Genomic DNA, 24,608 nt, shown 5'->3' with positions numbered 1-24,608 from the left:
GGTCCCCTCAGAACGCGCGGCTGCGGCTGGCCATGCCGCCATCGATCTGCACGATCGTGCCGCTGGTGTAGCCGGAACGGGGGCTCGCCAGGAACGCCACCATGTCGCCGATCTCCTCCGGTGTGGCGGCGCGCGAGAACGGCATCGGCGCGAGCAGGTCGCGCCAGCGCTCCGGATCGCCGAACCGGTCGGCCGCCTTCTTGCGCGTCAGCGTCACCAGGCGGTCGGTGGCGACGGGGCCGGGCGAGAGCCCCACCACGCGCATCCCGTCGGCCGGCGCGCCGCCGCCGAGCGAGCGCGTGAACGCCTCGAGCGCGGCATTGCCTGCGACACCGCAGATATAGGCCTGGTCGAGCGTGGCGGCCGCGTTGCCGATCACGTTGACGATCACGCCCGACCGCTGCGCGAGCAGCGGGTAGAAGGCGCGGCACATGTCGATGTAGCCGAACACCTTGAGCTTCCACGCCTCGCGCCACGTGGTGCCGTCCACCTGCTGGAGCGACCCGCCCGGGATCGCGCCGGCGTTGTTCACCAGGATGTCGATCTCCGGGAAGCGCCGCGCGAGCTCCTCGGCCGTGCCCTGCACCGCGATGTCGGCGGCATGGGCGCGCGCGCGCACCTGGTGGCGGCTGCGGATCTCCTCGGCCGCGGCATCGAGCGCCGCCTGGGTGCGCGAGACCAGGATCACGTGGCAGCCCTCGGCGGCGAGGCTCTCGGCGGCGGCGCGGCCGATCCCCTTCGACCCGCCGGTGATCAGCGCGGTCTTGCCGCGAACCCCGAGATCCATCGGTCCTCCCATGCGAAAGCGTGCCCCCGCATGCCAGCCCATCGCGGCGCGGCTGGCAAGCGTGGCCGGCTGCCCCATGTTCTGTCGCATGTGGACCGTTCCCGCCGCGATTCCCCGCACCGCGCTCGTCACCGGAGGCTCGAAACGGATCGGCCGGGCGATCGCGCTCGCCCTCGCCGAGGCGGGGTTCGACGTGGCGATCCAGTTCCGCACCAGCGCGGCCGAGGCCTCCGCCACCGTCGAGGCGATCGGGGCGCGCGGGAGGCGGGGCGTGGCGCTCGCCGCCGATCTCGCGCGCGAGGCGGAGGTGGCCCGGCTGGTGCCGGCGGCCGCCGAGGCGCTGGGACCGGTCGGCGTGCTCGTGAACAACGCCTCGGCCTTCGAGCGCGACGAGTGGGACGACGGCACGCGCGCCTCCTGGGACGCGCATCTGGAGCCCAACCTGCGCGCGCCCTTCGTGCTGACCCAGGCCATGGCGCGCGCGCTCCCGGCCGGGGCCGAGGGCGCGGTGATCAACCTGCTCGACCAGCGGGTGTGGAACCTCACCCCCCATTTCGTCAGCTACACCGTGAGCAAGGCCGCGCTCTGGACCCTGACGCGGACCCTCGCCCTGGCGCTCGCGCCGCGCATCCGCGTCAACGGCATCGGCCCCGGCCCGACCGTGCCCAGCCCGCGCCAGACGCCGGAGCAGTTCGCGCGCCAATGCGCCTCGGTGCCGCTCGGGCGCGGCGCCTCGCCCGAGGAGGTGGCGCGCGCGACGCTCGCCATCCTTGCGCTGCCGTCGATGACGGGGCAGATGATCGCGCTGGACGGCGGGCAGCACCTGCACTGGGCGCCCGCGCGCGAGGCGCCGGAGGAATAGCCGCCGGTCGCGCCGGAAAGGACGGCAGGACGATGGATCACGGCGCGGAGCGGCGGCTCGCCGATGCGGCGCTCGGGCTCAGGCATGTGTTCGTGCGCGGCCTCACGCTCGAAGCCTCGATCGGGGTGCACGGCCACGAGCGGCTGACGCGCCAGCCGGTGCGCATCGGTGTCGAGCTCGCGGTCGAGGACGACGGGGCGCGGCCGATGTCGCGCGCGCCGGTCGGTCGCGACGACCTCGCGCGGGTGGTGGACTACGAGCGCGTGGCGGGGCTCGCGCGCGCGATCGTCGCCGACGGGCACGTGATGCTGGTGGAAACGCTCGCGGAGCGGATCGCCGAGGCGTGCCTCTCAGACCATCGCGTGCGGATCGTTCGCGTTACGGTTGAGAAGCCCGAGGCGCTGCCGGACGCGGATTCCGTGGGCGTTACGATCGAGCGGAGACGGGCTTGACGTGTCGGGCGGAAGTTGTCCACTGCCGGCCGAGTCTGCGGATGCGCCCCGTCTGACGGTCATTCTGCCGGCTATACGACGGTTTCGTTTCAGGGGGCCGATGCAAAATCCTTGAAAAACAAATGATTGAATTTCTTTGCCCAAGAAGTGGGCAAACCGAGGGAGCCCTAGCGAAAGGCCGGACTCGCGACGCCGTGAGACCCTTCCCCACAGAGTTGTCCACAGACTCGGTGGATACCGACGGCACGTCTGTCGGTTGCTTGACGCTGCGCAGACGCTTCCGATGACGCGAGATCAGGCCGGCGATACGTCTTCAACCCCGGCGCGGGGCGCTGCCGTGATCGAGGCGGCGCTGCCCACCTTGCCGCCCGGGCCGGGTGTCTACCGCATGCTCGATGCCAAGGGCGAGGCGCTCTATGTCGGCAAGGCCAAGAGCCTCCGCAAGCGCGTGCCCGCGTATGCGCAGCCGGCCCGCCTGCCCGAGCGGTTGCGCCGCATGGTGATGGAGACCGTCGCGGTGGAGGTGATCACCACCCACACCGAGGCCGAGGCGCTGCTGCTCGAGAGCAACCTGATCAAGCGCCTCAAGCCGCGTTTCAACATCGTCCTGCGCGACGACAAGTCCTACCCTTGGGTGATGCTGACGGGCGACCACCCGTTCCCGCAGCTCGCCAAGCATCGCGGCGCGCAGAGCCGCAAGGGCGACTATTACGGCCCCTATGCCTCGGCCTGGGCGGTGAACCAGGCGGTCACCGCGCTGAGCCGGGCCTTCCTGCTGCGCACCTGCTCGGACACGGTGTTCGCCAACCGCACGCGGCCCTGCCTGCTCTATCAGATCAAGCGCTGCTCGGCGCCCTGCGTCGGCCGGATCGATCAGGCCGCCTATGCCGGGCTGGTGGCCCAGGCGAAGCGGTTCCTCGAAGGCGACACCACCGCCCTGCAACAGGAGCTCGCCGCCCAGATGGAGCGCGCCGCCGAGGCGCTCGACTTCGAGCGCGCGGCCACGATCCGCGACCGCATCCGCGGGCTGACGCATGTCCAGTCCACCGACGTGGTGAACCCGGGCGAGCTCGGCGATGCCGACGTGATCGCCTGCCACATGGCCGGGGGCCAGTCCTGCGTGCAGGTGTTCTTCATCCGCGGCGGGCGCAACAACGGCAACCGGGCGCACTTCCCCGCCCATGCCAAGGGCGAGGACGAACCATCTGTTCTTGCGGCATTCCTTGGGCAGTTCTACGACGACAAGCCGCCCCCGCGCGCGGTGCTGCTGTCCCACCGCATCCCCGAGGCCGATCTCGTCGCCGAGGCGCTGAGCCTGAAGGCCGGTCGCAAGGTCGAGCTCGCCGTGCCCCAGCGCGGGCCCAAGCGCGCGGTGGTCGAGCACGCGCTCCAGAACGCGCGCGAGGCGCTGGAGCGCCGGCTCGCCGAGGGCACCGCCCAGGCCGTGCTGCTGGAGGGGGTGGCGCGGGTGTTCGGTCTCGCCGCCCCGCCCGAGCGGATCGAGGTCTTCGACAACAGCCACACCATGGGCCGCGAGCCCTATGGCGTGATGATCGTCGCCGGCCCCCAGGGCTTCGTGAAATCCGCCTACCGCAAGTTCGCGATCAGGGGTCCGGTCCAGCCGGGCGACGACGTCGCCATGATGCGCGAGGTGCTGGAGCGCCGCTTCGGCCGGGCGCTGAAGGAGCACCCCGACCGCGACCCCGGCACCTGGCCCGATCTGGTGCTGATCGATGGCGGGCAGGGCCAGCTCTCGGCCGCGCGCGAGACGCTCGCCGGACTCGGGGTCGAGGACATCCCCCTGGTCGCGATCGCCAAGGGGCCCGACCGGAACGCCGGGCGCGAGCGGTTCTTCGCCGAGGGCCGCGAGCCGATCGAGCTGCCGCCGCGCGACCCCGTGCTCTACTACCTCCAGCGCCTGCGCGACGAGGCGCATCGCTTCGCCATCACCACGCACCGCGCCGGCCGCCAGAAGGCGATGGGACGGTCGGGGCTCGATGCGATCGAGGGGGTGGGTCCGGCGCGCCGTCGCGCGTTGTTGAACCACTTCGGCTCGGCGCGCGGGGTGGCCGCCGCCGGGCTTGCCGCGCTGGAGGCCTGCCCGGGCATCGACCGCGCGCTCGCCCGCCGGATCTACGAGCATTTCCATCCCGGCGCCGGCCCCGATACACTGCCCCGCAGCGGCTGACCTCCCGGGGATCTCGTGCCGAGCGACCTGCCCAATCTGCTGACCCTGTCGCGCATCGCCGCGATCCCGCTGATCGTCGGATTGTGCCTGATGCGCTGGCCCGCGGCCGATCTGGCGGCCTGCGCGGTGTTCACGGCCGCGGCGCTGACCGACTGGCTGGACGGGCATCTCGCGCGTCGCCGCCGCTCCACCTCCGAGTTCGGCCGGATGCTCGACCCGATCGCCGACAAGCTGCTGGTGGGCGCGGTGCTGATGCTGCTCGCCGGGCTGGGGCGGCTCTCGGATATCGGCCTGATCGCCGCGGTGGTGATCATGCTGCGCGAGATCCTGGTCTCGGGCCTGCGCGAGTTCCTCGCCGGGCTGTCGCAGGGCCTGCCGGTCAGCCGGCTCGCCAAGTGGAAGACCGGCGTGCAGATGACCGCGCTCGGGATGCTGGTGGCGGGCGATGCCTCGGCGCGGCTGCTCGGCCTCGGTTTCCTGCCCGTGGGCCTGCTCGGCGAGGCGCTGCTGACGCTCGCCGCCGCGCTGACGCTGATCACCGGCTGGGACTACCTGGTGGCGAGCCTGCGCCACGTGCGGGGCGCGGCCGCGGCCGAGTGAGACGCTTGCGGGCCGCGCGCCGATGGCACACATCTCTGCCGGCGCGCGCGAGGAGGGACGAATGCGACGAGCGATCGCGGGCTGGGCGACCCTGGCGGCCTGCGGCCTTCTGGTTTCGGGCTGCGGCGGGTTCTCGGGCTCCGGCACCGGGTTCGGCGGCTTCGGCACGGCGCGCGCGCCGATGGCGCCGGCCGAGAGCTACACCCAGCAGCGCCTGAGCGGCGGGGCGGACACCGTGCAGCCCCTGGAGGTCGACACCTCGGTGCAGTGGCCGCGCGACACGCTGGAGCGCGCCTCGGTCTTCGAGACCGAGGAGGAACGGCGCGCGCGCGAGCGGCAGGCACGGCGTCCGCCCGGCTCGCCCGCCCCCGCCCCCGCGCCGCGGGCCGAGCGGCAGGACCCGGCCGCCATCGTCGATCGCGTGCCGCCGCGCGCGGTCGCGACCCCGGAGCCGGACCGGCGCGGCCAGGCGATTCCCGGCGCGCCGCCCGGCACGGTCACCACCGGCGGCACCGATCGCACCGGCACCTTCGGCGGCCCGGCCGGCAGCGGCACCACGGTGCGCGACGGCGGCACCATGACGCTGATGGGCGCGGACGGGCAGATCAGGACCGTGCCGGCGCCGCGCTGAGGCGGGGATGAAGGTGCTCTACTTCGCCTGGCTCAGGCAGAAGATCGGTGTGGCGGAGGAGGAGATCACGCCGCCCGAGAGCGTGCGCGACGTCGCCGGGCTGATCGACTTCCTCGCCGCGCGCTCGCCCGGCCACGCCGCGGCCTTCGCCAACCGGGCCGTGGTGCGCTGCGCGGTGAACCAGGACTTCGCGGCACCCGATGCGCCGGTGCGCGCGGGCGACGAGGTGGCGTTCTTCCCGCCCGTCACCGGGGGCTGAGATGGCGCGTGTCGTCGTGCAGGAGGCGCCGTTCGACGTGGGCGCGGAACTCGCCGCGCTGACCGCGGGGCGCGCCGACGTGGGCGGCATCGGCCTGTTCGTCGGCACGGTGCGCGACACCGCCCAGGGGCGGCCGATCACGGCGATGACGCTGGAGCACTATCCCGGCATGACCGAACGCGCGCTCGCCGCGATCGTGGCGGAGGCGCAAGCGCGCTGGCCGCTCGCCGGTTGCACGGTGATCCACCGCGTCGGACGGCTGACGCCGGGCGAGGGGATCGTGCTGGTCGCGGCGGCCTCCGCGCATCGCCAGGCCGCGCTGGAGGCGACGGCGTTCCTGATCGACTGGCTCAAGACCAAGGCGCCGTTCTGGAAGCACGAGGAGTTCGCCGAGGGCGGCGGGCAGTGGGTCGAGGCGCGCGCCGAGGACGACCGGGCGGCGTCGCGCTGGGCGGGGTAGCGGACGGCGCGCCGCGATCAGTGTGTCCGGGCCGCGAAGCGCCGCCGCAGGATCCTGCGCGCGGTCTCCTCGCGCCCGGCGCGCAGGCAGGCGGCGATCGCGGTGTCCTCGATCATGTCGCGCTGCGCGCCGCTGCCGCCGATCCGCGCGGCGTCCGGCAGGGCGGGCACGAGCAGGTCGGCCGCCTCGTCGAACGCCCCCGCCGCATACGCGGCGAAGCCGCGGCAGAGCGCGGCCACCACCGGCCCCGCCGGCAGCTTTCCGGTCTCCAGCAGGGCCTCCAGCGCCTCGATCCGCCGCGCCAGCGCCTCGCGCCGTCCGGTGACGGCCTCCAGCAGCGCGGCGTGCAGATCGGCGAAGGCGAGTCCGGCATTCGGGAAGCGCTCCGCCGCGTAGGCGGCCACGTCCTCCCACGGCAGCGTCCGGACGGGATCGCGCAGCATCACCCGCCACAGCAGCGAGGCGCCGTCGGTGAGCGTGTTCAGGGGCGGCGCCTGCGACACGGACGGCGCGATGCGGCTCTCGTAGAGCGCGAGCGCGGTCGCGACATCGTCGCGTTCGAGCGCGAACAGCGCCAGGTGCCAGGCGAGATGCGCGTTCAGCGTGCCGGATCGGTCGTAGTGCGGCAGGAACGTCTCGGTCTCGTGCCGGCCGGCCTCGATCTCGCCGCGGTCGAGGCGCGTGTGGGCCAGCGCATGCGCGGCATTGGCGTTCAGCGGACGCAGCTCCAGCGCGCGCAGCAGGCGACGCTGGCCCGCCTCCAGCGCGCCGGCTTCGGCATAGGACCAGCCGATATAGCCTTCGAACCACCAGTCATCCGGGTAGTGCGGCGCGACCGCGTCGCACAGCGCCGCGCGCGCCCGGTCGTGGTCGGGCCGGCCGGAGAAGGCGTAGAGCCCGAACGCGCCGAGCGGCAGCGACAGCACGAGCGCATCGCGCGGATGCGCGGCGATGTGGGCGAGCGACGCGGCGAGCGCGCCCGCCCCGTCGCCGGCGAGCGCGCGCTCCAGGATCGCGACCTGCGACGCCTCGCGCCCGGTCGCGCCGTCGAGCGTGCTGCGCGCGGCCGCGATCGCCTGCTTCGCCTCGGCGACGCGGCCCAGGATCTGCAACTGGCGGGCGCGTGCGGCATGCCCGGCGGCGAAGCGCGGATCGGCGGCGAGCGCGCGGTCGAAGGCGTCGAGCGCGCCCGGCCAGGCGGCGAGCATCAGGTCGAGGCCCGCGCGATACGCCTCGGCCGCCTCGGCGCTCGCGGTGGTGATGCGCAGCCCGCGCTGGTCCTCGTGCATCGCCGTGCCCCCTTCAGTCGCGATAGCCCCGGAACCCATCGAGCCGCCAGAGCGTGTAGGACAGCACGGCATCGCGATGCGTCGGCACGGTCAGCCGCGCGATCCGCGCCGCCTGCGCGAACCGCCCGGTCACGTCGGGCGCCTCGGCGCGGCGCGTGACGAACAGGAACGGGCCCGGCTCGCCCGGCTCCAGCGCGGCCGTCAGCTCGAACTCGTTGCGCGCCACGCCGTCGGGATTCCACATCAGCGCATCGAGCGGATGCGGCCGCACGTAGTAGATCAGCGTCGCCATGTCGCGGCGCTGCTCGAACAGGAAGCGCGCGTCGCGGTGTTCGGCGGCGGCGCGCGCGACCGCTTGGCCCAGCACGTCCCAGCCGCGCTGGCGCATCCACGGATCGGCGCGGCGCGGCAGCTCGATGCCGGCGGCGGAGAGGGCAGGCGGCAGGCCGAACAGCAGCAGGGCCGCCACCACATGCAGCGCCACCGAGGCGCGGATCAGCAGCGGCCGCGCCCGCGTGAGCGCCCAGGCCACCACCAGGATCGTGCCGGCGGCATAGATCGGCGCGGCCCAGTTCGCGTTCGCGCGCGACAGGAAGGACTGCGTCACCATGATCGCACCGAGCGGCACCACGAACAGCGCGAGCATCCGCGCGCGCTCCTCGCGCCATGTGCCGGGCCGCGTCAGCACCCACAGCAGGGTCGCGAACAGGATCGGGCCGAACACGCCGAACTGCGCGCCGACGAACTCGCCGGCGCTGATCGGGTTGAACGACACGCCGCGCGCGAGGTTGGTGTTCTCGCCGACATGGCGCAGGGTGGCGAACTGGTGGGCGAGGTTCCAGATCAGGTTCGGCGCCAGCACGGCGAGCGCGAGCGCGCCCCCGATCCACGGCCCTGGCCCGCGCAGCAGCGCGCGCGCCGGGCGGTCCAGCAGGAACCACAGCACGAGCGACAGCACGAACCCCGCCATCGCGTATTTCGCGAGCAGCCCGACCCCGACCGAGAGCCCGAGCAGCGCCCACCAGCGCGGCGCTGCCTCCTCGCGCAGCCGCACCAGCGCGTAGAGTGCTGCGGCCCAGGCGGTCAGCAGCGGCGCATCCGTGGATGCGATGGTGGAGGAGACCGAGACCGCCGGCAGCGTCGCGTAGGTGAGGGCGGTCCAGAACCCGATGCGCCGGTCGAACAGCCGCGTCGCGGCCGCGCCGAGCAGCAGCGCGGTCGCCGCATGAAGCAGCGGCGAGGCGAGCCGGACGCAGCCCTCGCCGTCGCCGCAGAGTGCGGTGGTGCCGGCGATCAGCCAGGCGATCAGCGGCGGCTTGCTGTAGTAGCCGAGCCTCAGGTCCTGGGCCCAGACCCAGTATTGTGCTTCATCGGCGTAGAGGTTCGGCTCGTTGGTGGCGAGCCAGACCACGCGCAGCAGCGTGATGGCGGCGACGGCGAGGAACGGATGCACGAGCGGCTGATAGCGGAATTCCCGGCGCACGGCCATGCGACCGAGCCCTGCGACCTCTCGGCCGTCGCGGCGCGGGCGCTGATCGGGGCGAAGCGCCTCTCGCCGAGCGAGCTCGTCGAGTCCTGCATCGCCCGCATCGAGCGGGTGAACCCGGCCGTCAACGCCGTGGTCGCGACCTGCTTCGAGCGCGCGCGCGCCGAGGCCCGCGCCGCCACCGAGGCGGTGATGCGCGGCGACGATCTCGGCCCGCTGCACGGCCTGCCGCTCGGCGTGAAGGACCTGAACGACACCGAGGGGCTGGTGACCACCTACGGCTCGCCGCTCTACCGCGATCACGTGCCCGCGAAGGACGAGCTCATGGTCGCGCGGCTGCGGCGCGCGGGCGCGATCGTGCTCGGCAAGACCGCGACCCCCGAGTTCGGCGCCGGCGGCAACACCACGGTGAACCCCGTGCACGGCTACACCCGCAACGCCTTCGACCCCGCGCGCGCCTGCGGCGGCTCCTCGGGCGGGTCGGGTGTGGCGCTCGCCTGCGGCATGATGCCGCTCTGCACCGGCTCGGACAGCGGCGGATCCTTGCGCAAGCCCGCGACCTTCTCGGGGGTCACGGCGATCCGCCCGACGGTCGGGCTCGTGCCTTCCGAGCGGCGGCGCATCGGCTACACCCATTTCAGCGTGCAGGGGCCGATGGCGCGCACGGTGGAGGATTGCGGGCTGATGCTCTCGGTCATGGCGGGGCGCGACATCGCCGACCCGCTCTCCTACGACGTCGATGCGCGAAGCTTGCGCGACCTGCCGGAGGTCGATCTCGCGCGGCTCAGCGTCGCCGTCTCGGTCGATTTCGGCTGGGCGCCGGTGGAGCATGGCATCCGCGCGGTGTTCGAGCAGCGGCTGGCGCGCTTCGCCGCCGTCTTCGCGCGCTGCGACCGGCACGATCCGGGGCTCGAGACCGCGCTCGACGTGTTCTGGATCCTGCGCGGGGTCTACTTCCTCGCCGCGCATCTCGACCGCTACCGCAACCACCGCGACCAGCTCGGGGCGAACATCGTCACCAATGTCGAGGCCGGCCTCGCCATGACCGCGGAGCAGATCGCCTGGGCCGAGGCCGAGCACACGCGGCTCTATCGCGGCTTCCAGCGCCTGTTCGACGACTACGACCTGCTGATCACGCCGGGCCAGCCGATCACGCCGACGGCGGTCGAGCAGCGCAACGTCACCGCGATCAACGGCCAGCCCATGAAGAACTACATGCACGCCTCGGGCCTGACCTCGGCGCTGACCCTGATGGGTAACCCCTGCGTCTCGATCCCGTGCGGGCGCGACCATACCGGGATGCCGTTCGGGCTGCAGATCTGCGGGCCGATGAAGGGCGACGCGGTCACGCTCGGGGCCGCGCGGGCGCTGGAGCGGCTGTTCGCGGCCGATCCCGAACTCGCCCGGCCCGTGCCCGACCTCGCGGTGCTGCTGAGGGCGGCCTGATGCCGGCCCGCTCGGCACGCCTGGCGGGACGGGCGGTGACGGTGGCGGCCGTCCCGCTCGCCGTCGCGGCCGGGGCGCAGCAGCCGGGCGATGTCGCGCGCGGCCGCGCGCTCGCCGAGACGAACTGCGGCGGCTGCCACGCGGTCGGGCCGACCGGCCGCAGCGCCATGCCCGCCGCGCCGCCGTTCCGCGCGCTGCACCGGCGCGATCCGGTCGAGCAGCGCGCCGAGGCCCTGGCCGAGGGGATCACCACCGGGCACGCGGCCATGCCCGCGTTCCAGCTCGCGCCCGCCCAGATCGAGGCGTTGATCGCCTAGCTCAAGACGCTCGAGCGCTGAGGCCGGTCCGGACGGGTGAGCGGCCGCGAGGCCGCGTGGCGCCCAGGACAACCGGTGGTCCGCGTGTGCGTCGGATTCTGTCCCGTTTTCGCGAGACGGTTTCTGATCCGCCTGTTTTGGTTGTATAGTTTGCGCGAGAGACTGGCGCAGGTGCCCGCGCATCGGTTGCGCCGCGCCCGCGAGCACCCCAGTGGAGACCCGCCCGATCCGCCGCGCCACGCCGTCCACCGCCCCAGGGCCGACCCGTCGTGACGGCTGAGACCGCGGGGGCGCGGGGCGCCGAGGGGCCGCCGGGCGACGGCGCGCCGGGGCTGGCGGAGGGCGCCGTGGGGCGGGTGGCCGAGCTTGCCGCGCGCCTGTTCGGCACGCCGATCGCCGTGGTCTGCGTCGCGGACGCGACGGGACCGCGTGTCGTCGCTCAGCGCGGACTGGCGGGCGCGGCGGCGCCGGGCGCGGCGGCGGGGCTGTGCGCGGCCGCGATCCGGGACGGCGCGCCGCAGGTGATCGAGGACGCGACGCGCGATGCCGAGGCGCGCGCCGATCCGCTGGTCGCGGCGCCGGACGGCGTGCGTTTCGCCGCCGCCGCCCCGATCCGGGGCGGTGACGGCCGCATCCTCGGTGCCCTCTGTGTCATGGACCGCGCGCCCCGCACCTTCGCCGAGCGCGACCGCGCGCTGCTCGCCTCGCTGGCCGGCATCGCGGCGGATCAGCTCGCGCTCCGGGGACCGGCGCCGGATCGCCCTGCCGCGCCGACCGGCGCTGCCGCCTCGCGCGAGATGGGCAGCGAGTTCCGCACCATCGCGCAGGCCCTGCCGCAGATCGTCTGGACCGCCACGCCGGACGGCACGGTCGATTTCGCGAGCGACGCGTTCTTCCGCCTGGTCGGCTGGACGGACACCGACCTCGCGGGCGACGCCTGGCTGAAGGCGCTGCACCCCGATGACCGCGCGCGCTGCCTCGCCGCCTGGCAGGCGGCGGTGGCGGAGGGGCGTGCCTACGCGAGCGAGTTCCGCCTGCGCTCGGCCGCCGATGGAGGATGGCGCTGGCACCTCGCCGCCGCGAGCCCGGTGCGCGACGCGGACGGACGCATCGTCAAGTGGTACGGCACCACGGTCGATGTGCATGAGCGCGTGCAGGCCGAGGCCGCGCTCCGGTCGCAGAACGCGGGCTTGCGCGAGCAGACGACGGCGCTGCTCGCGGTGATGCGCGCCGGGCTGCTGCGCCCATCCGGCTTCGACGAGGTGCTGCACCACATCACGGAGGTCGCGGCCCGCACCGTCGGCGTCGCCCGCGCCAGCGTCTGGACGCTCACCCCCGATCGGTCGGTGCTTCTCTGCAATGATGCCTTCCATGCGGCGACGGGGCGACACGAAACGGGAACGGAACTGCCGGTCACCGGCCATCCCGACTACCTGCGCACGCTCGCCGACAACGACGTGATCGCCGCGGCGGATGCCCTCGCCGACCCGCGCACCGCCTCGCTGGCCGCGGACTACCTCCACCCGCACGGCATCGGCGCGATGCTCGACACGCCGATCATCGCCGACGGGGATCTGATCGGCGTGCTCTGCCTCGAACATGTCGGCGGCGCGCGCGCCTGGACCGAGGCGGATCGGGGCTTCGCGCTGGCGCTCGCCAACCTGGTCGCGCTCGTGCTCGTGCAGGCCGAGCGCATGCAGAGCGAAAGCCGCCTGCGCAGCATCCTGGAGAGCGAACCGGAATGCGTGAAGGTCGTCTCGCCGAGCGGCCATCTCGTGGAGATGAACCCGGCCGGGCTCGCGATGATCGAGGCGGACGATCTCGCCTCCGTGCGGGGCCTGGCGGTCGCCGATCTGGTCCATCCCGATGACCGCAGCATCTTCCTCGATCTGCACGCCCATGCGCTGGAGGGCGGTTCCGGCCACGCGCAGTTCCGCGTCATCGGCCTGAAGGGCACGCCACGCTGGCTGGAGACCAACGCCACGCCGCTGCGCCGGCCCGACGGGTCGATCGAGGCCGTGCTGAGCATCGCGCGCGACGTCACCAAGCGGCGGCGCGCGGAGGAGGCGCTGGCGGAGTCGCAGCAGCGCAACCGGATGATCCTCGAGACCATCGGCGAGGGCGTGCTTGGCCTGGACGCCGAAGGCAACGTGCTGTTCCAGAATCCGGCCGCGGTCGCGATGCTCGGCTGGACCGAGGACGAGGCACTGGGCCGGCAGTCGCACGCCCTGGTCCATCATCATCGCGCGGACGGCAGCGCCTTTCCGCGCGACGAATGTCCGATCCACCGATCGCTGCACGACGGCGTGACGCGCCGGGTCGACGACGAGGTGTTCTTCCGCAAGGACGGCTCGTCCTTCCCGGTCGAGTATGTCTGCGCGCCGATGAAACGCGCCGACGGCTCGATCGCCGGCGCGGTGGTGACGTTCCGCGACATCAGCGAGCGGGTGAGGGGCGAGCGGCTGCGCCTGGCCGAGACGGCGATCTTCGACCTGATCTCGTCGGGCGCGGCGTTGCCCGAGGTCCTGGAACGGATCGCGCTGATGAAGGAGCAGGCGCTGCCCGGCGCGCGCATCACGGTGTTCCTCGTCGACAGGCAGGGCAGGCGGCTGCAGCTCGGCGCGGCGCCGAACCTGCTCGCCTATGCCAAGGCCGTGGAGGGTGTGCGGATCGACACCGAGATCGGCAGTTGCGGCGCGGCGGTCCTCCGTGGCCGCCGGGTGATCTCGGCCGATGTCGAGGCGGACCCGCTCTGGCGCGACTGTCTGGAGCTCGCGCGCGCGCACGGGCTGCGCGCCTGCTGGTCCACGCCCGTGCTCGACATGGAGGGGCGGCCGGTCGCGGTGGTCGCCGCCCATTTCGACCACCCGCGCGCGCCCACGGAGGACGAACTCGCCGTCATCGACCGCGCCGCGCGGCTGGTGTCGCTCGCGATCGAGCGCGTGCGCAGCCTCGAGGCGCTGCGCAAGAGCGAGGCGACCTTCCGCGAGACGTTCCGCGATGCCGCGACCGGCATTGCGGTGGCGGCGCCGGACGGGCGCATCCTGGAGGTGAACGAGGCCTTCGCGCGCATCGTCGGCTACGCGCAGGAGGAGCTGCGCGGCCTCGACCTGCAGATGCTGACGCCGCCCGACGATCTGGAGCGGACGCGCCAGCTGCGCGACGAGCTGCTCGCAGGGCAGCGCGACAGCTATGTGCGCGAGAAGCGCTACCGCACCAAGCAGGGCGGTCTCGTCTGGGTGCGCAACAGCGTGGCGATGCGCCGCGACCCGTCCGGACGGGCGATCAACGCGATCGTCGTCACCGAGGACATCACGCCGCAGAAGGCGGCCGAGCAGGAGCTGCGGCAGAGCCAGGCGCTGCTGCAGGTCGCCTCGCGCATCGGCCAGCTCGGCGGCTGGGAGATCCGCCTGCCCGGGCGCGAGATGATCTGGTCGGAGCAGGTGAGCCGGATCCATGGCCTCGCCCCCGGCGCGGTCCCGTCCGTCGAGGAGGCGATCGCGTTCTACGCGCCCGAGCACCGCGAGACGATCCGCGCGGCCTTCGAGGCCTGCGCCGGCGAGGGCACGCCCTGGGACCTGGAGCTCGAACTGATCACCGCGCAGGGCAGCCGCATCTGGGTGCGCACGATCGGCGAGGCGGTGCGCGATCCCTACGGCAAGATCATCGCCGTGCAGGGCGCGTTGCAGGACATCTCCGAGCGCAGGCAGGCCGAGGCGCTGCTGCGCGAGAGCGAGCGCCGCTTCCACGCGGTGGCCAGCGTGACCGCCGATGTCGTGTGGGACTGGGATCTGCGCACCGACCGTGTCTGGTGGAGCGACGATTTCGCGGCCGCCTTCGGCTATCCGCCGGAGGCGGTGGAGCCGGACGTGTCATCCTGGCTGAACCGGATCCACCCCGACGACCGCGAGCGCGTGCTGGCCGGCATCCGCGCGGTGATCGACGCGCGGGGTTCGAGCTGGTCCGAGGAGTACCGCTTCCTGCACGCTGACGGCTCGGTGCTCGACATCGAGGATCGCGGCATGCTGATCCTCGGCGCGGATGGCGCGCCCATCCGGTTCGTCGGCGGCATGTCCGACATCACCGAGCGCAAGCGGTTCCAGCGCGAGCTCCGCGAGCGCATCCGCGAACTGCAATGCCTCTATCGCGTGCTCGAACTGACGACCGACGAGACGCGTCCGGTCGATGCGATCTGCGCCGATGTGGTGGCCATGCTGCCGGGCAGTCTCCAGCACGGCGAGCACGCGGTGGCGCGGATCAGGATCGACGGGTCCGAGCATCGCAGCCCCGCCTGGCAGAAGCCCTCGCGTGCGCTGAGCGCACCGGTCCGCGCCGAGGGCAAGCAGATCGGCGAGGTCGAGATCGGCTATCCCGCCATGCCGCCGGGCCTGGCTGCCGGGCAGGATCCGTTCCTCGCCGAGGAGCGCGCGCTGATCGAGGCGATCGCGACGCATGTCGGCCGCATGATCCACGACCGGCGGATCGGCGAGACGCTGCGTCAGGGCGAGCGGCTGCGCGCGGTGGGCGAGCTCACCGGCGGGATCGCGCACGACTTCAACAACCTGCTGACGGTGATCCTCGGCAACACGGAGCTGCTCGCCGAGGAGCTGGAGGACCGTCCCACCGCGCAGTCGCTGGCCCTGGTCGCGCAGGGCGCGGCGGAGAACGCGGCCGAGCTGACCAAGCGCCTGCTCGCCTTCTCCCGCCGCCAGGCGCTCGATGCGCGCGCGACCGACATCGGCGGGCTGGTGCGCGGCATGAAGGCGCTGCTGCGCCGCACGCTCGGCGAGCACATCGACATCCGCATCGTCGAGCCGGCGGGGCTCTGGCAGGCGCTGGTGGACCCGCCGCAGCTCGAGAGCGCGATCCTCAATCTCTGCATCAACGCGCGCGATGCCATGCCCGCGGGCGGCACGCTCACGATCGAGGTCGCCAATGTCGATCTCGACGCCTCCTATGCCGAGATCGACGCCGAGCTTCAGCCCGGCCCCTACGTGATGGTGGCGATCTCGGACACCGGCACGGGCATGAGCCCGGAGGTGCTGGCGCGCGCCTTCGATCCGTTCTTCACCACCAAGGAGGTGGGCAAGGGGAGCGGGCTCGGGCTCAGCATGGTGTGGGGCTTCGTGAAGCAGTCGAAGGGCCACGTGAAGATCTATTCCGAGCCCGGGCTCGGCACCACGGTCTATTCCGAGCCCGGGCTCGGCACCACGGTGAAGCTCTATCTCCCGCGCGCGGGCGCCGAGGCGGGGCGCGGCGCGGCCCATGGCCGTCCGGCGGGGATGCTGCGCGGCTCGGAGCGGATCCTGCTGGTCGAGGACGACGAGCTGGTGCGCGCGCATGTCGCGATGCAGCTCGAGCAGCTCGGCTACCGCGTCGCGTGCGCCGGCAGCGGGCCCGAGGCGCTCGCGACGCTCGCGCGTGACCAGGACTTCGATCTGCTGTTCACCGACATCGTGATGCCGGGCGGCATGAACGGCCGCCAGCTCGCCGAGGAGGCGCGCCGGCGCCTGCCCGGGCTGCGCGTGCTGTTCACCTCCGGCTACACCGAGCAGGCGATGCTGCACCAGGGCTCGCTCGGCGCCGGGATGCGGCTGCTCGCCAAGCCGTACCGGCGCCAGGAGCTCGCGCTCAGGGTGCGCGAGGCGCTCGACGAGGCGCGGACGCCGACCGCGCCCGCGCCGTGAGATGGGCCGCAGGCGTCAGGCGGCGATCTTCGCCACCTCCTCGGGCGGCAGCCGCACCGTGCGGTCGTAGTCCTTCAACAGGGTCTCGGTGATCTGGCCGGGCGTGAAACGATACGGCCCGATCTCGGCGACCGGCGTCACCTCGGCGGCAGTGCCGGTCAGGAAGCACTCGCTCGCCTTCGCCATCTCCTCGGGCAGGATCGGCCGCTGCACCACCTTCATCTGCCGGTTGCGCGCGAGCTGCATCACGGTGCGCCGCGTGATGCCGTCGAGGAAGCAGTCGGGCTCGGGCGTGTGGATCTCGCCGTCGATGACGAAGAAGATGTTCGCCCCGGTCGCCTCGGCGACCTGGCCGCGCCAGTCGAGCATCAGCGCATCCGCGTAGCCCTTCGCCTCGGCGGCGTGCTTGTTCAGCGTCGCGATCATGTAGAGCCCGGCGGCCTTGGCCTTGGTCGGCGCGGTCTCCGGGTGCGGCCGGCGCCACTCGCCGATCGTCAGCCGGATGCCCTTCATCCGGTCGTCGCCGAAATAGGCGCCCCAGGACCAGACCGCGATCGCCAGATGGATCGTGTTCTTCTGCCCCGCGACCCCCATCATCTCCGAGCCGCGCCAGGCGATCGGGCGGACATAGGCGTCCGTGAGCCCGGAGGCGGCGAGCGTCACCCGGGTCGCCTCGTCGATCTGCTCGACGGTCCAGGGAAGCTGCATGTCCATGATGGCCGCGCTGTCGACCAGGCGCTGGGAGTGCTCGCGCAGCTTGAAGACATGGCCGTTATAGGCGCGCTCGCCCTCGAACACGGCGGAGGCGTAGTGCAGCCCGTGCGTCAGCACATGCAGCTTGACCTCGCGCCAGGGGCGCAGGACACCGTCGTACCAGATCAGACCGTCGCGATCGTCGTAGGGGACCAGGGCCATGGGGCGCATCCTCGCAACTTTGTTTCGTCCGGAGCGCATGCTGCGCAACGGTCTCGACGCTACGGACACGCCCGTGATATGTCAATGATGCTGCCCTAACTGGACACGGCAATCCTGGGGAGACGCCACTGCATGGATGCGCGCGGCACGGCCGGGCTGTTGTTCCTGCGCGAGGAGGAGATCCGCCTCGCGATGGAGCTGCTGTTCTACGGCTATCGCGACTTCACCGCCGGACCCGACGCGATCCTGGAGGAGCTCGGCATGGGCCGGGCGCATCACCGGGTGCTCTACTTCGTCGGCCGGCACCGCGGCATCACGGTCTCGGAGCTGCTCGCGATCCTCGCGATCACCAAGCAGTCGCTCGGCCGGGTGCTGAAACCGCTGATCGAGGGCGGCTACGTGACGCAGACCCCCGGCCGGTCGGACCGGCGCCAGCGCCTGCTCGCGCTCACCCCCGAGGGCGAGGCGCTGGAGCGGCGGCTGTTCGAGCGCCAGCGCGAGACGCTCGCGCGCGCCTTCCGCGAGGCGGGCGGGGTGGCGGTGGAGGGGTTCCGCAAGGTGATGCTCGGCATCATGGAGCCCGAGGCGCGCGCCCGGCTGGCGGGACGCATGGCGGCGCCGCCGCGGCCGGCGGGGAAGGTGGCCTAGGAGGCGCGCGGTGGCCGCCCTGCCGCGCGAGTCCGTGGCGCCGGATGCGCCGCACATCCTCGTGGTGGATGACGATGCGCGGCTGCGCGAGCTGCTGCGCCGCTATCTCGCCGGCGAGGGATTCCGCGTCACCATCGCCGCCGATGCGGCCGAGGCGCGCGAGCGGCTGGCCGGCATCGCCTTCGACCTGATCGTGCTCGACGTGATGATGCCGGGCGAGACGGGCCTGGCGCTGACGGAGTCGTTGCGCCGCACGCACGACATCCCGATCGTGCTGCTCACCGCGCGCGGCGCGCCCGAGGACCGGATCGCCGGGTTCGAGCACGGCGCCGACGACTACCTCGCCAAGCCGTTCGAGCCGCGCGAGCTGCTGCTCAGGATCCGCACCATCCTGCGCCGGGCCGCGGCCGCACCCGCCGCGACCGAAGGGCCGGTGGTGCTGGGCGAGGCGGTGTTCGACCCGGAGCGCGGCACGCTGACGCGCGGGGCCGAGACGATCCGGCTGACCGGCGGCGAGGCGGCGCTGCTCGCGGCCCTCGCCCGGCGCGCCGGCGAGATCCTGACGCGCGAGGACATCGCCGCCGCCCTCGGCCAGGCGGATGCCGGGGAGCGCGCGATCGACGTGCAGGTGACGCGGCTCCGGCGCAAGATCGAGCCCGATCCGCGCGAGCCGGTGTTCCTGCAGACCGTGCGCGGCCGCGGCTACGTGCTCAAGCCGCGATGAGGCGCCTCGCCACCACCATCAAGCGCTTCCTGCCGCGCTCGCTGTTCGGGCGCAGCGTGCTGATCATCGTCATGCCGCTGATCCTGCTGCAGGCGGTGGCGCTGCAGATCTTCTACGGCACCCATTGGGAGGTGGTGTCGCGCCGGCTCGCCGCCGCGGTCGCCGGCGATGTTGCCCTCGCGACCGACCTGCTGCGCCGTCATCCCGGCGCGGAGGAGGAGCAGTGGCTCGCCCGGCAGATGCTGGGCCGCACCGAGCTCGCGATCCGCTTCGCCGAGGGCGAGATCCTGCCCGCCGAGCCGCCGGACGTGATCGAGGGACCGGCCGAGACCGAACTGCGCGCCGCACTGGCCGAGCGCCTTCCGTTTCCATTCCGCATCGACTGGTCGGGCCGCGCCGAGCGCGAGGTGCAGATCCGCGTGCAGCTTCCCGGCGGCGTGCTGCATGTCGAGGCGCCGGCGAAACGGCTCTTCACCGGCACGGTGACGGTGTTCGTGCTCTGGCTGATCGGCTCGGCGCTGATCCTGTTCGCGATCGCGGCCGTGTTCATGCGCAACCAGGTGAAGCCCGTGCGGCGGCTCGCCCAGGCCGCGGACGCCTTCGGCAAGGGCCGCGATGTCGGGCCGATCAAGCCCGAGGGCGCGGACGAGGTGCGCCAGGCCGCCACCGCCTTCAACCTGATGCAGGCGCGGCTGCGCCGCTTCCTCGCCCAGCGCACCGAGATGCTGGCGGGCGTCAGCCACGACCTGCGCACGCCGCTCACGCGCATGCGCCTCGCGCTGACCATGCTGGGCGCGCGCAACCCGGCGGAGGCCGAGGAGGTGGCCGCGATCGGCGAGGACATCGCCGAGATGGAGCGGATGATCGAGGGCTATCTCGCCTTCGCGCGCGGCGAGGGGACGGAGCAGGCGCAGCCGACCGATCTCGCCCTGCTGCTGACCGAGGCGGCCGAGAAGGCGCGCGCGGCCGGCGCCGAGGTCTCGCTGCAGACGCCCGCGACGCTCGTCCTGCCGTTGCGGCCCGACGCGATGCGCCGCTGCCTCGGCAACCTGCTCGACAATGCGCGCCGTCATGCCGCCCATGTCTGGCTCGCCGCCGAGCGGGTGATGCGCGGCGGCGGCGAGGCCGTGCAGATCACGGTCGACGACGACGGCCCGGGCATTCCCGCCGCGCGGCGCGAGGAGGCGTTCCGTCCGTTCGTGCGCCTCGATGCCGGCCACGGCGGCGGCAGCCATACCGGGCTCGGGCTGACGATCGCGCGCGACATCGTGCGTGCGCATGGCGGCGAGATCGCGCTGGAGGACAGCCCCCGGGGCGGGCTCAGGGCGCGGATCAGGCTGCCGGCGTAGCCTCGGTGCGCCTCGCCTTGACCAGGTTGAGCGCCATGAGCGCGATGAACACCGCGATCGCGATCCAGTTCACCAGCTGGCCGAACGGCACGATGAGCACGAAGCCCGCGACCGCCAGCACGGCGCGCTCCACCACGTTCAGCCGCGCCTCGGCGAAGCCCTCGATCGCCGCGGACAGCGCGTAGATTCCGGGCAGCGCGAAGCCGGCGATCGCGAGCTGCACCATCGGGTCGGACGACAGGAACGGCTGATAGGCGAAGATCAGCGGGATGAAGTAGAGCGACTTCGCCAGCCGCCAGGCGACGAAGCCGGTCGCCATCGGGCTGGCCTTGGCGATCGCGGCGGCCGCGTAGGCGGGGATGCAGACCGGCGGCGTCACGTTGCTGTCCTGGCTCAGCCAGAAGATGATCATGTGCGCGGAGAGGAGCGCGAGCGTGGTCGCGCCCGGCGCGAGCGTCGCCTCCACCACCTGGCCGCGCATCTCGGGCGGAAAGGCGGCGAACAGCCGCGCCGCCTCGGCCGCCGGCATCGCCGCGCCGGGGGCGGGCAGCGTCACGTCCGGGGCCACCAGCATCGCGAGCGCGCGCGCGATGTCGGGGATCGTGCCGGCCTCGAACGCCGTGCGCACGGCGTCGCCGAGGATCATGTCGGAGAGCGCGGGGGCGGACAGCGTCGCCAGCACGACATAGGACGCGGTCACCGGCAGGGCCGCGCCGAGCACGAGCGAGGCGATCGCGATCAGGACCAGCGCCACCGCCAGGCTGCCGCCGGCCCAGCGCTCGATCATGATCGAGAACACGTTGCCGAGCCCGGTCGTGGCGACCGCCGAGATCATGATGCCGATGCCGACCAGCAGCACCGCCGTCGGCGCCATGGTGCGCGCGCCGAGCGCGAGCGCCTCGAGGATGCGGCGCGGCCCCATCGGCATGTCGGAGATCCACGAGACCACCACCACCGCCGCGGTCGCGGCGCCGGCCGCATAGGCCGGGCCGATGCCGGTGAACAGCAGCCAGAGCAGCACCGCGAAGGGGATCAGGAAGGGCAGGCCGCGGCGGCGCACGGTCTCCCAGACGGGAGGGGCGTCGGCATCGACGAAGCGGATGTCGTGCCGGCGCGCGTGGATGCGCACGCCGAACGCCACGCCGCCGAAATAGACCAGGGCCGGAATGGCCGAGACGGCGGCGATGGTGAGGTAGGGGATGCCGGTGACGGAGGCCATGATGAAGGCGCCCGCGCCCATGATCGGCGGCAGGATGCCCCCGCCCGTGCTGGCCGCCGTCTCCACCCCGCCCGCGAAATGGGGCTTGAAGCCGGCGCGGATCATCAGCGGGATGGTCACCGCGCCGGTGGAGGTGACGTTCGCCACCGCCGAGCCCGAGATCGTGCCCGAGAGCGCCGAGGCGATGACGGCGACGAACCCGGGGCCGCCCTGCATGCGCTTGGCGATCGCGCGGCCGATGTCGAGCACGAACCGGTCGGCGCCCGAGACCTGGAGGAAGGCGCCGAAGATGATGAACATCGTCACCAGGTTCCACGAGATCTGGGCGATGTTGCCGAACATGCCGTCATCGGAATAGAACACGCGGAACAGCGTGATCTCGAGCGAGAGGCCGGGGAAGCGCAGCACGCCGCCGAGCCACCGCCCCCAGGTCGTGACATAGGTGAAGGCGAGGATGCACAGGATCGGCACCACCCAGCCGGTGGTGCGCCGGATCATCTCCAGCGCGATCACGGGTGCTGCGACGCAGAACACCCAATCGTACCAGAGGAAGCGGCTGGATCGGGCGTAGAACGAGTCCTCGCCCAGGATCAGGTAGAGCGCGCAGCCGATCGCCAGCAGGGCGATCGCGATGTCGGCCGCGAGGGCGAGGCCGCCGCGCCAGCCGCCGCCGCGCAGCAGCGGCCAGGAGAGCGCGCCGATCGTGGCGAAGCCCGCGAAGTGGATCACGCTCGCGCGCAGCTCGCTGACCACCCCGAAGGTGTTCAGCCAGAGATGCCAGGCGGCAAGCGCGGCGCCGAACCAGAACACGAATCGCGCGGCGAGGCTGTCCTCGCCGCGCGGATCGCGTGCGCGCGCCCCGGAGGGCGTCACGTCAGGCGGCGCGCAGCCGCTCGGGGATCGTGATCCCCTTCTCGGCGTAGTACCGCGCCGCGCCCGGGTGCACCGGGTTCACCATGCCGTCGAGCGCGGTCTCCAGCTTGATCTCGCGCGTCGCCGCGTGGATGCCGTGCAGGAAGGGCAGGTTCTCGAAGATCGCCTTGGTGATCTCGTAGACGTCGTCGTCCGGCACGTTCGCGTTGCAGGCGAGGAAGTTCGGCTGGACGATCGTGCGGATCGGGTTCGGCTGGTTCGGGTAGCTGTTGGCGGGGATCGTGAAGGGCACGTAGAGCCCCGTGCCGCCATCGGCCTTCTTCGCCTGCTCGTCGGTGAACTCCAGGATCTGGAAGTCGTTCGCCGCGCGCGCGAAGAGCTGCGTGATCGCCGCCACCGGCACGCCGCCGCCGGGATTCGCGCCGTCGATCTGCCCCGCGAGCAGCGCCTCGACCGAGGGGCCGAAGCCGAGATAGACGAGCTCGAAGGTGCTCGGGTCGATCCCGTAATTGGCGAAGATGAAGCGGTTCGAGTGCTCGGTCCCCGAGTTGCGCGCCGACATCGAGAAGCGCCGCCCGCGCAGGTTCATGATGTCGTCGAAGGTGCCGGTCCGCACGAAGGTCCTGCGGATGACCACGTGCTCGACATTGCCCCAGAGGCCGCAGATCGAGCGCACGTTGCGCTGCGGACCGTCGGCCTGGATCGGGCCCGAGCCGTCGCGCGCATAGAGGCCGAACAGGCCCTGCAGGATCGCGAACTGCGCCTGGTTCTCGCGCAGCAGGCGGATGTTCTCGCCCGACCCGGCCGACGAGATCGCCGACATGTCGATCCCCTTGGCGCCCTGCAGCCGCACCTTGGTCAGCGTCGCGAGGGCGACGCCGACGGGGTAGTAGGTGCCGCCGATCGTGGCGGTGGCGAGGATGTAGCTGCGCGCCTGCTGCGCGCGCACGATCGCGGGCGCGGCGAGCGTGGCGGCGCCGGCGAGCAGAAGGGAACGACGAACGAGCATGGGTTGTGCCTCCCGGAACATGCGGCCAAGCGCCGGCCCGGACGGACGCGGCGCTTGGCATGGACAGAAGGTTACCTAGTGGCAGAAGTTCGGCGTGGCAACCGCCGCGAGCGTGACGGGCGACGGCCCGGACGCACGGCTGCCGGGCCGTTCCCGGCAGCCGAGGGGGCGTCAGCCCTTCGCCTTCTCCATCATCGCCTTCACCTCGTCGAGCGCCTCGCCGACGCGGCGGTTCAGCACCGTCAGCGTGTCGCCCGACATCTTCTGGATCATGTCCTGCAACTCGCGGATGTTCTGCATCGCCTTCTCGTAGGTCGCCTTCAGCAGCTCGGCCTGCTTGGCGGCCTTGGCCTGCGGCGCCTCCGCGGCGGCGATCGCCTTCATCGCCTCGGTCATGTCGGCGAGCGACTGCTGCATGATCTCCATGTTGCGCTTCGCCACCGCCTGCATGCCCTCGAGGGCGAGCCTGTTCGCGGTCGAGAGCGTCTCGATGTTCTTGCGCTGCGCGGCGACCAGCGCCTCGACATCCACCTGCGGCAGCTTGAACTCGGCCATCATCTTGGTGACGTCCATGTCGAACATGGTCTCGGGCTTCTTCGCCATCGTCCTTCGTCCTTGTTCTTCGCTTTGGGGGGAGCGACGGTTCCCCGCGGAGATGCCGTCCTCGCGCGCGGCTTTAGCCCGGCATATATGCGCAGGTCAAACGGATTTGTGCAGTGCAGCAGAACCGCTCACTTCACCGTGTCCGGCTCGCTCGCCGCCCCGGGCGGCGGCCCGGGCTCGCTGGCCGCGGGCCCGGAGGGCGGCGGCTCCGCCCGCCGCCTGCCGCCCAGCAGCGGCTCCAGAGTCTCGGCCAGGCTCTCGGCCCGCGTCAGCGCCTTGTCCAGCGCCGCCATGGTCGGCGCGAGATCGGCCGTCTCGTCGGTCTCCCAGGCGCGGAACACCGACAGCCACACCGCGAGCAGCCCCTTCGCCCGCAGCATCCCGAGGGGGCCGGTGGCCGGGATCCCCGCCGCCTCCAGCATCCAGCGCATGGAGGTCAGCGCCGCCGGCGCCCGGCAGGCCAGCGCCACCGGATCGGCGCGCATCGCCTGCCAGCAGGCGAGCACCCCGGCGCGGTGCGGCGCGAGCGCATCGAAGCGCCGCATCAGCACGTCGAACAGCCGGTCCTTCGGTGTGTCGGCCTCGCTCGCCGGCGCCGTGCCCGCGAGCACCGTCGCGTCGATCACCGCCATGAAGCGGTCGAGGATGGCGGCCCGGTCACCGAACCGGGCGCGCAGCGCGGCGAGCGTGGTGCCGGCCTCGGCGGCGATCCTCGGCAGCGTCGTCCCCCGCCAGCCCTCGCGCGCCGCGACCCGCATCAGCGCGGCGGTCACGTCCCGGTCGAAGGCGTCGATCCCGTCCATC

At 72.7% G+C, this 24,608-nt stretch carries 21 protein-coding genes; 13 read left to right on the top strand and 8 right to left on the bottom strand.

All coding sequences use genetic code 11. The annotated features are described in order from the left end of the window. Nucleotides 1–7: 7 nt before the first annotated feature. Nucleotides 8–787 (bottom strand): short-chain dehydrogenase/reductase, encoded by a 780-nt coding sequence (locus F563_RS0110255; protein WP_019014582.1) that lies wholly within the window; start codon nt 785–787, stop codon nt 8–10. 88 nt (nt 788–875) lie between these two features. Between F563_RS0110255 and F563_RS0110250 the strand changes: the two genes are divergently transcribed. The 7 genes from F563_RS0110250 (at nt 876) to F563_RS0110215 (ending at nt 6,239) form a co-directional block, all read left to right on the top strand. Beyond that, nucleotides 876–1,649: an SDR family oxidoreductase gene (locus F563_RS0110250; protein ID WP_019014581.1), complete on the top strand. Its 774-nt coding sequence runs from the start codon at nt 876–878 to the stop codon at nt 1,647–1,649. A gap of 32 nt (nt 1,650–1,681) precedes the next feature. After that, a complete protein-coding gene (gene folB / locus F563_RS0110245; protein ID WP_019014580.1) occupies nt 1,682–2,101 on the top strand; it encodes a dihydroneopterin aldolase in 420 nt (139 codons plus the stop codon). A 283-nt stretch (nt 2,102–2,384) separates the two neighbouring features. After that, a complete protein-coding gene (uvrC, locus tag F563_RS0110240) occupies nt 2,385–4,289 on the top strand; it encodes an excinuclease ABC subunit UvrC (RefSeq protein WP_035575025.1) in 1,905 nt (634 codons plus the stop codon). A 15-nt stretch (nt 4,290–4,304) separates the two neighbouring features. Continuing rightward, nucleotides 4,305–4,889 carry a CDP-diacylglycerol--glycerol-3-phosphate 3-phosphatidyltransferase gene (gene pgsA, locus F563_RS0110235; RefSeq protein ID WP_019014578.1) on the top strand — a complete coding sequence of 195 codons (585 nt, stop codon included), beginning with the start codon at nt 4,305–4,307 and terminating at the stop codon, nt 4,887–4,889. A 61-nt stretch (nt 4,890–4,950) separates the two neighbouring features. Continuing rightward, the gene (locus F563_RS0110225; protein ID WP_019014577.1) at nt 4,951–5,520 is read left to right on the top strand and encodes a hypothetical protein; all 570 of its coding nucleotides are present in this window, start codon (nt 4,951–4,953) and stop codon (nt 5,518–5,520) included. Nucleotides 5,521–5,527: 7 nt separating this feature from the next. After that, nucleotides 5,528–5,779, top strand: a complete 252-nt coding sequence (moaD, locus tag F563_RS0110220) for a molybdopterin converting factor subunit 1 (protein ID WP_019014576.1) — start codon at nt 5,528–5,530, stop codon at nt 5,777–5,779. 1 nt (nt 5,780) lies between these two features. Then, a complete protein-coding gene (locus F563_RS0110215) occupies nt 5,781–6,239 on the top strand; it encodes a molybdenum cofactor biosynthesis protein MoaE (protein ID WP_019014575.1) in 459 nt (152 codons plus the stop codon). Nucleotides 6,240–6,256: 17 nt separating this feature from the next. On the opposite strand, the gene F563_RS22205 is transcribed toward F563_RS0110215, so the two are convergent. Continuing rightward, a complete protein-coding gene (locus F563_RS22205; RefSeq protein ID WP_019014574.1) occupies nt 6,257–7,528 on the bottom strand; it encodes a tetratricopeptide repeat protein in 1,272 nt (423 codons plus the stop codon). A 13-nt stretch (nt 7,529–7,541) separates the two neighbouring features. Continuing rightward, nucleotides 7,542–9,017, bottom strand: coding sequence for an ArnT family glycosyltransferase (locus tag F563_RS0110205; RefSeq protein ID WP_026299488.1), 1,476 nt, complete (start codon nt 9,015–9,017; stop codon nt 7,542–7,544). Between F563_RS0110205 and F563_RS22200 the strand changes: the two genes are divergently transcribed. The 3 genes from F563_RS22200 (at nt 8,976) to F563_RS23930 (ending at nt 16,464) form a co-directional block, all read left to right on the top strand. After that, nucleotides 8,976–10,460: an amidase gene (locus F563_RS22200; RefSeq protein WP_019014572.1), complete on the top strand. Its 1,485-nt coding sequence runs from the start codon at nt 8,976–8,978 to the stop codon at nt 10,458–10,460. The genes F563_RS0110205 and F563_RS22200 overlap by 42 nt on opposite strands. Next, a complete protein-coding gene (locus F563_RS0110195; RefSeq protein ID WP_019014571.1) occupies nt 10,460–10,777 on the top strand; it encodes a c-type cytochrome in 318 nt (105 codons plus the stop codon). Before F563_RS22200 ends, F563_RS0110195 begins: the two co-directional genes overlap by 1 nt. 269 nt (nt 10,778–11,046) lie before the next feature. Further along, entirely contained in the window at nt 11,047–16,464 is a 5,418-nt protein-coding gene (locus F563_RS23930; RefSeq protein WP_019014570.1) for a PAS domain S-box protein, read from the top strand. A gap of 15 nt (nt 16,465–16,479) precedes the next feature. On the opposite strand, the gene F563_RS0110185 is transcribed toward F563_RS23930, so the two are convergent. Beyond that, entirely contained in the window at nt 16,480–17,379 is a 900-nt protein-coding gene (locus F563_RS0110185) for a branched-chain amino acid aminotransferase (protein WP_019014569.1), read from the bottom strand. 132 nt (nt 17,380–17,511) lie between these two features. On the opposite strand from F563_RS0110185, the gene F563_RS0110180 reads away from it, so the two are divergent. Genes F563_RS0110180 through F563_RS0110170 form a run of 3 tightly spaced genes read left to right on the top strand, consistent with a single transcriptional unit; the run spans nt 17,512 to nt 20,100 of the window. Continuing rightward, nucleotides 17,512–18,027 carry a MarR family transcriptional regulator gene (locus F563_RS0110180; RefSeq protein ID WP_019014568.1) on the top strand — a complete coding sequence of 172 codons (516 nt, stop codon included), beginning with the start codon at nt 17,512–17,514 and terminating at the stop codon, nt 18,025–18,027. 10 nt (nt 18,028–18,037) lie between these two features. Continuing rightward, nucleotides 18,038–18,751, top strand: a complete 714-nt coding sequence (locus F563_RS0110175) for a response regulator (RefSeq protein WP_019014567.1) — start codon at nt 18,038–18,040, stop codon at nt 18,749–18,751. Beyond that, nucleotides 18,748–20,100 carry an ATP-binding protein gene (locus F563_RS0110170; RefSeq protein WP_019014566.1) on the top strand — a complete coding sequence of 451 codons (1,353 nt, stop codon included), beginning with the start codon at nt 18,748–18,750 and terminating at the stop codon, nt 20,098–20,100. Before F563_RS0110175 ends, F563_RS0110170 begins: the two co-directional genes overlap by 4 nt. Here the strand turns inward: F563_RS0110170 and F563_RS0110165 are convergent. The 4 genes from F563_RS0110165 to F563_RS22190 form a co-directional block, all read right to left on the bottom strand. After that, nucleotides 20,084–22,192 carry a TRAP transporter permease gene (locus F563_RS0110165; protein WP_019014565.1) on the bottom strand — a complete coding sequence of 703 codons (2,109 nt, stop codon included), beginning with the start codon at nt 22,190–22,192 and terminating at the stop codon, nt 20,084–20,086. The two genes, F563_RS0110170 and F563_RS0110165, sit on opposite strands and share 17 nt — an antisense overlap. Before the next feature lies 1 nt (nt 22,193). Further along, on the bottom strand, nt 22,194–23,201 hold the full coding sequence (locus F563_RS0110160) for a TAXI family TRAP transporter solute-binding subunit (protein WP_019014564.1): 1,008 nt from the start codon (nt 23,199–23,201) through the stop codon (nt 22,194–22,196). 171 nt (nt 23,202–23,372) lie between these two features. Continuing rightward, nucleotides 23,373–23,804: a phasin family protein gene (locus F563_RS0110155; RefSeq protein WP_019014563.1), complete on the bottom strand. Its 432-nt coding sequence runs from the start codon at nt 23,802–23,804 to the stop codon at nt 23,373–23,375. A gap of 128 nt (nt 23,805–23,932) precedes the next feature. Continuing rightward, nucleotides 23,933–24,607, bottom strand: a complete 675-nt coding sequence (locus F563_RS22190) for a TetR family transcriptional regulator (protein ID WP_019014562.1) — start codon at nt 24,605–24,607, stop codon at nt 23,933–23,935. Nucleotide 24,608: the final 1 nt, after the last annotated feature.

It is taken from the genome of Elioraea tepidiphila DSM 17972, assembly GCF_000378465.1.
GTDB classification, from domain to species: Bacteria; Pseudomonadota; Alphaproteobacteria; order Acetobacterales; family Acetobacteraceae; genus Elioraea; species Elioraea tepidiphila.
Note: the sequence above shows the minus strand (reverse complement) of the source record. Positions and strands in the feature narration are given on the sequence as shown.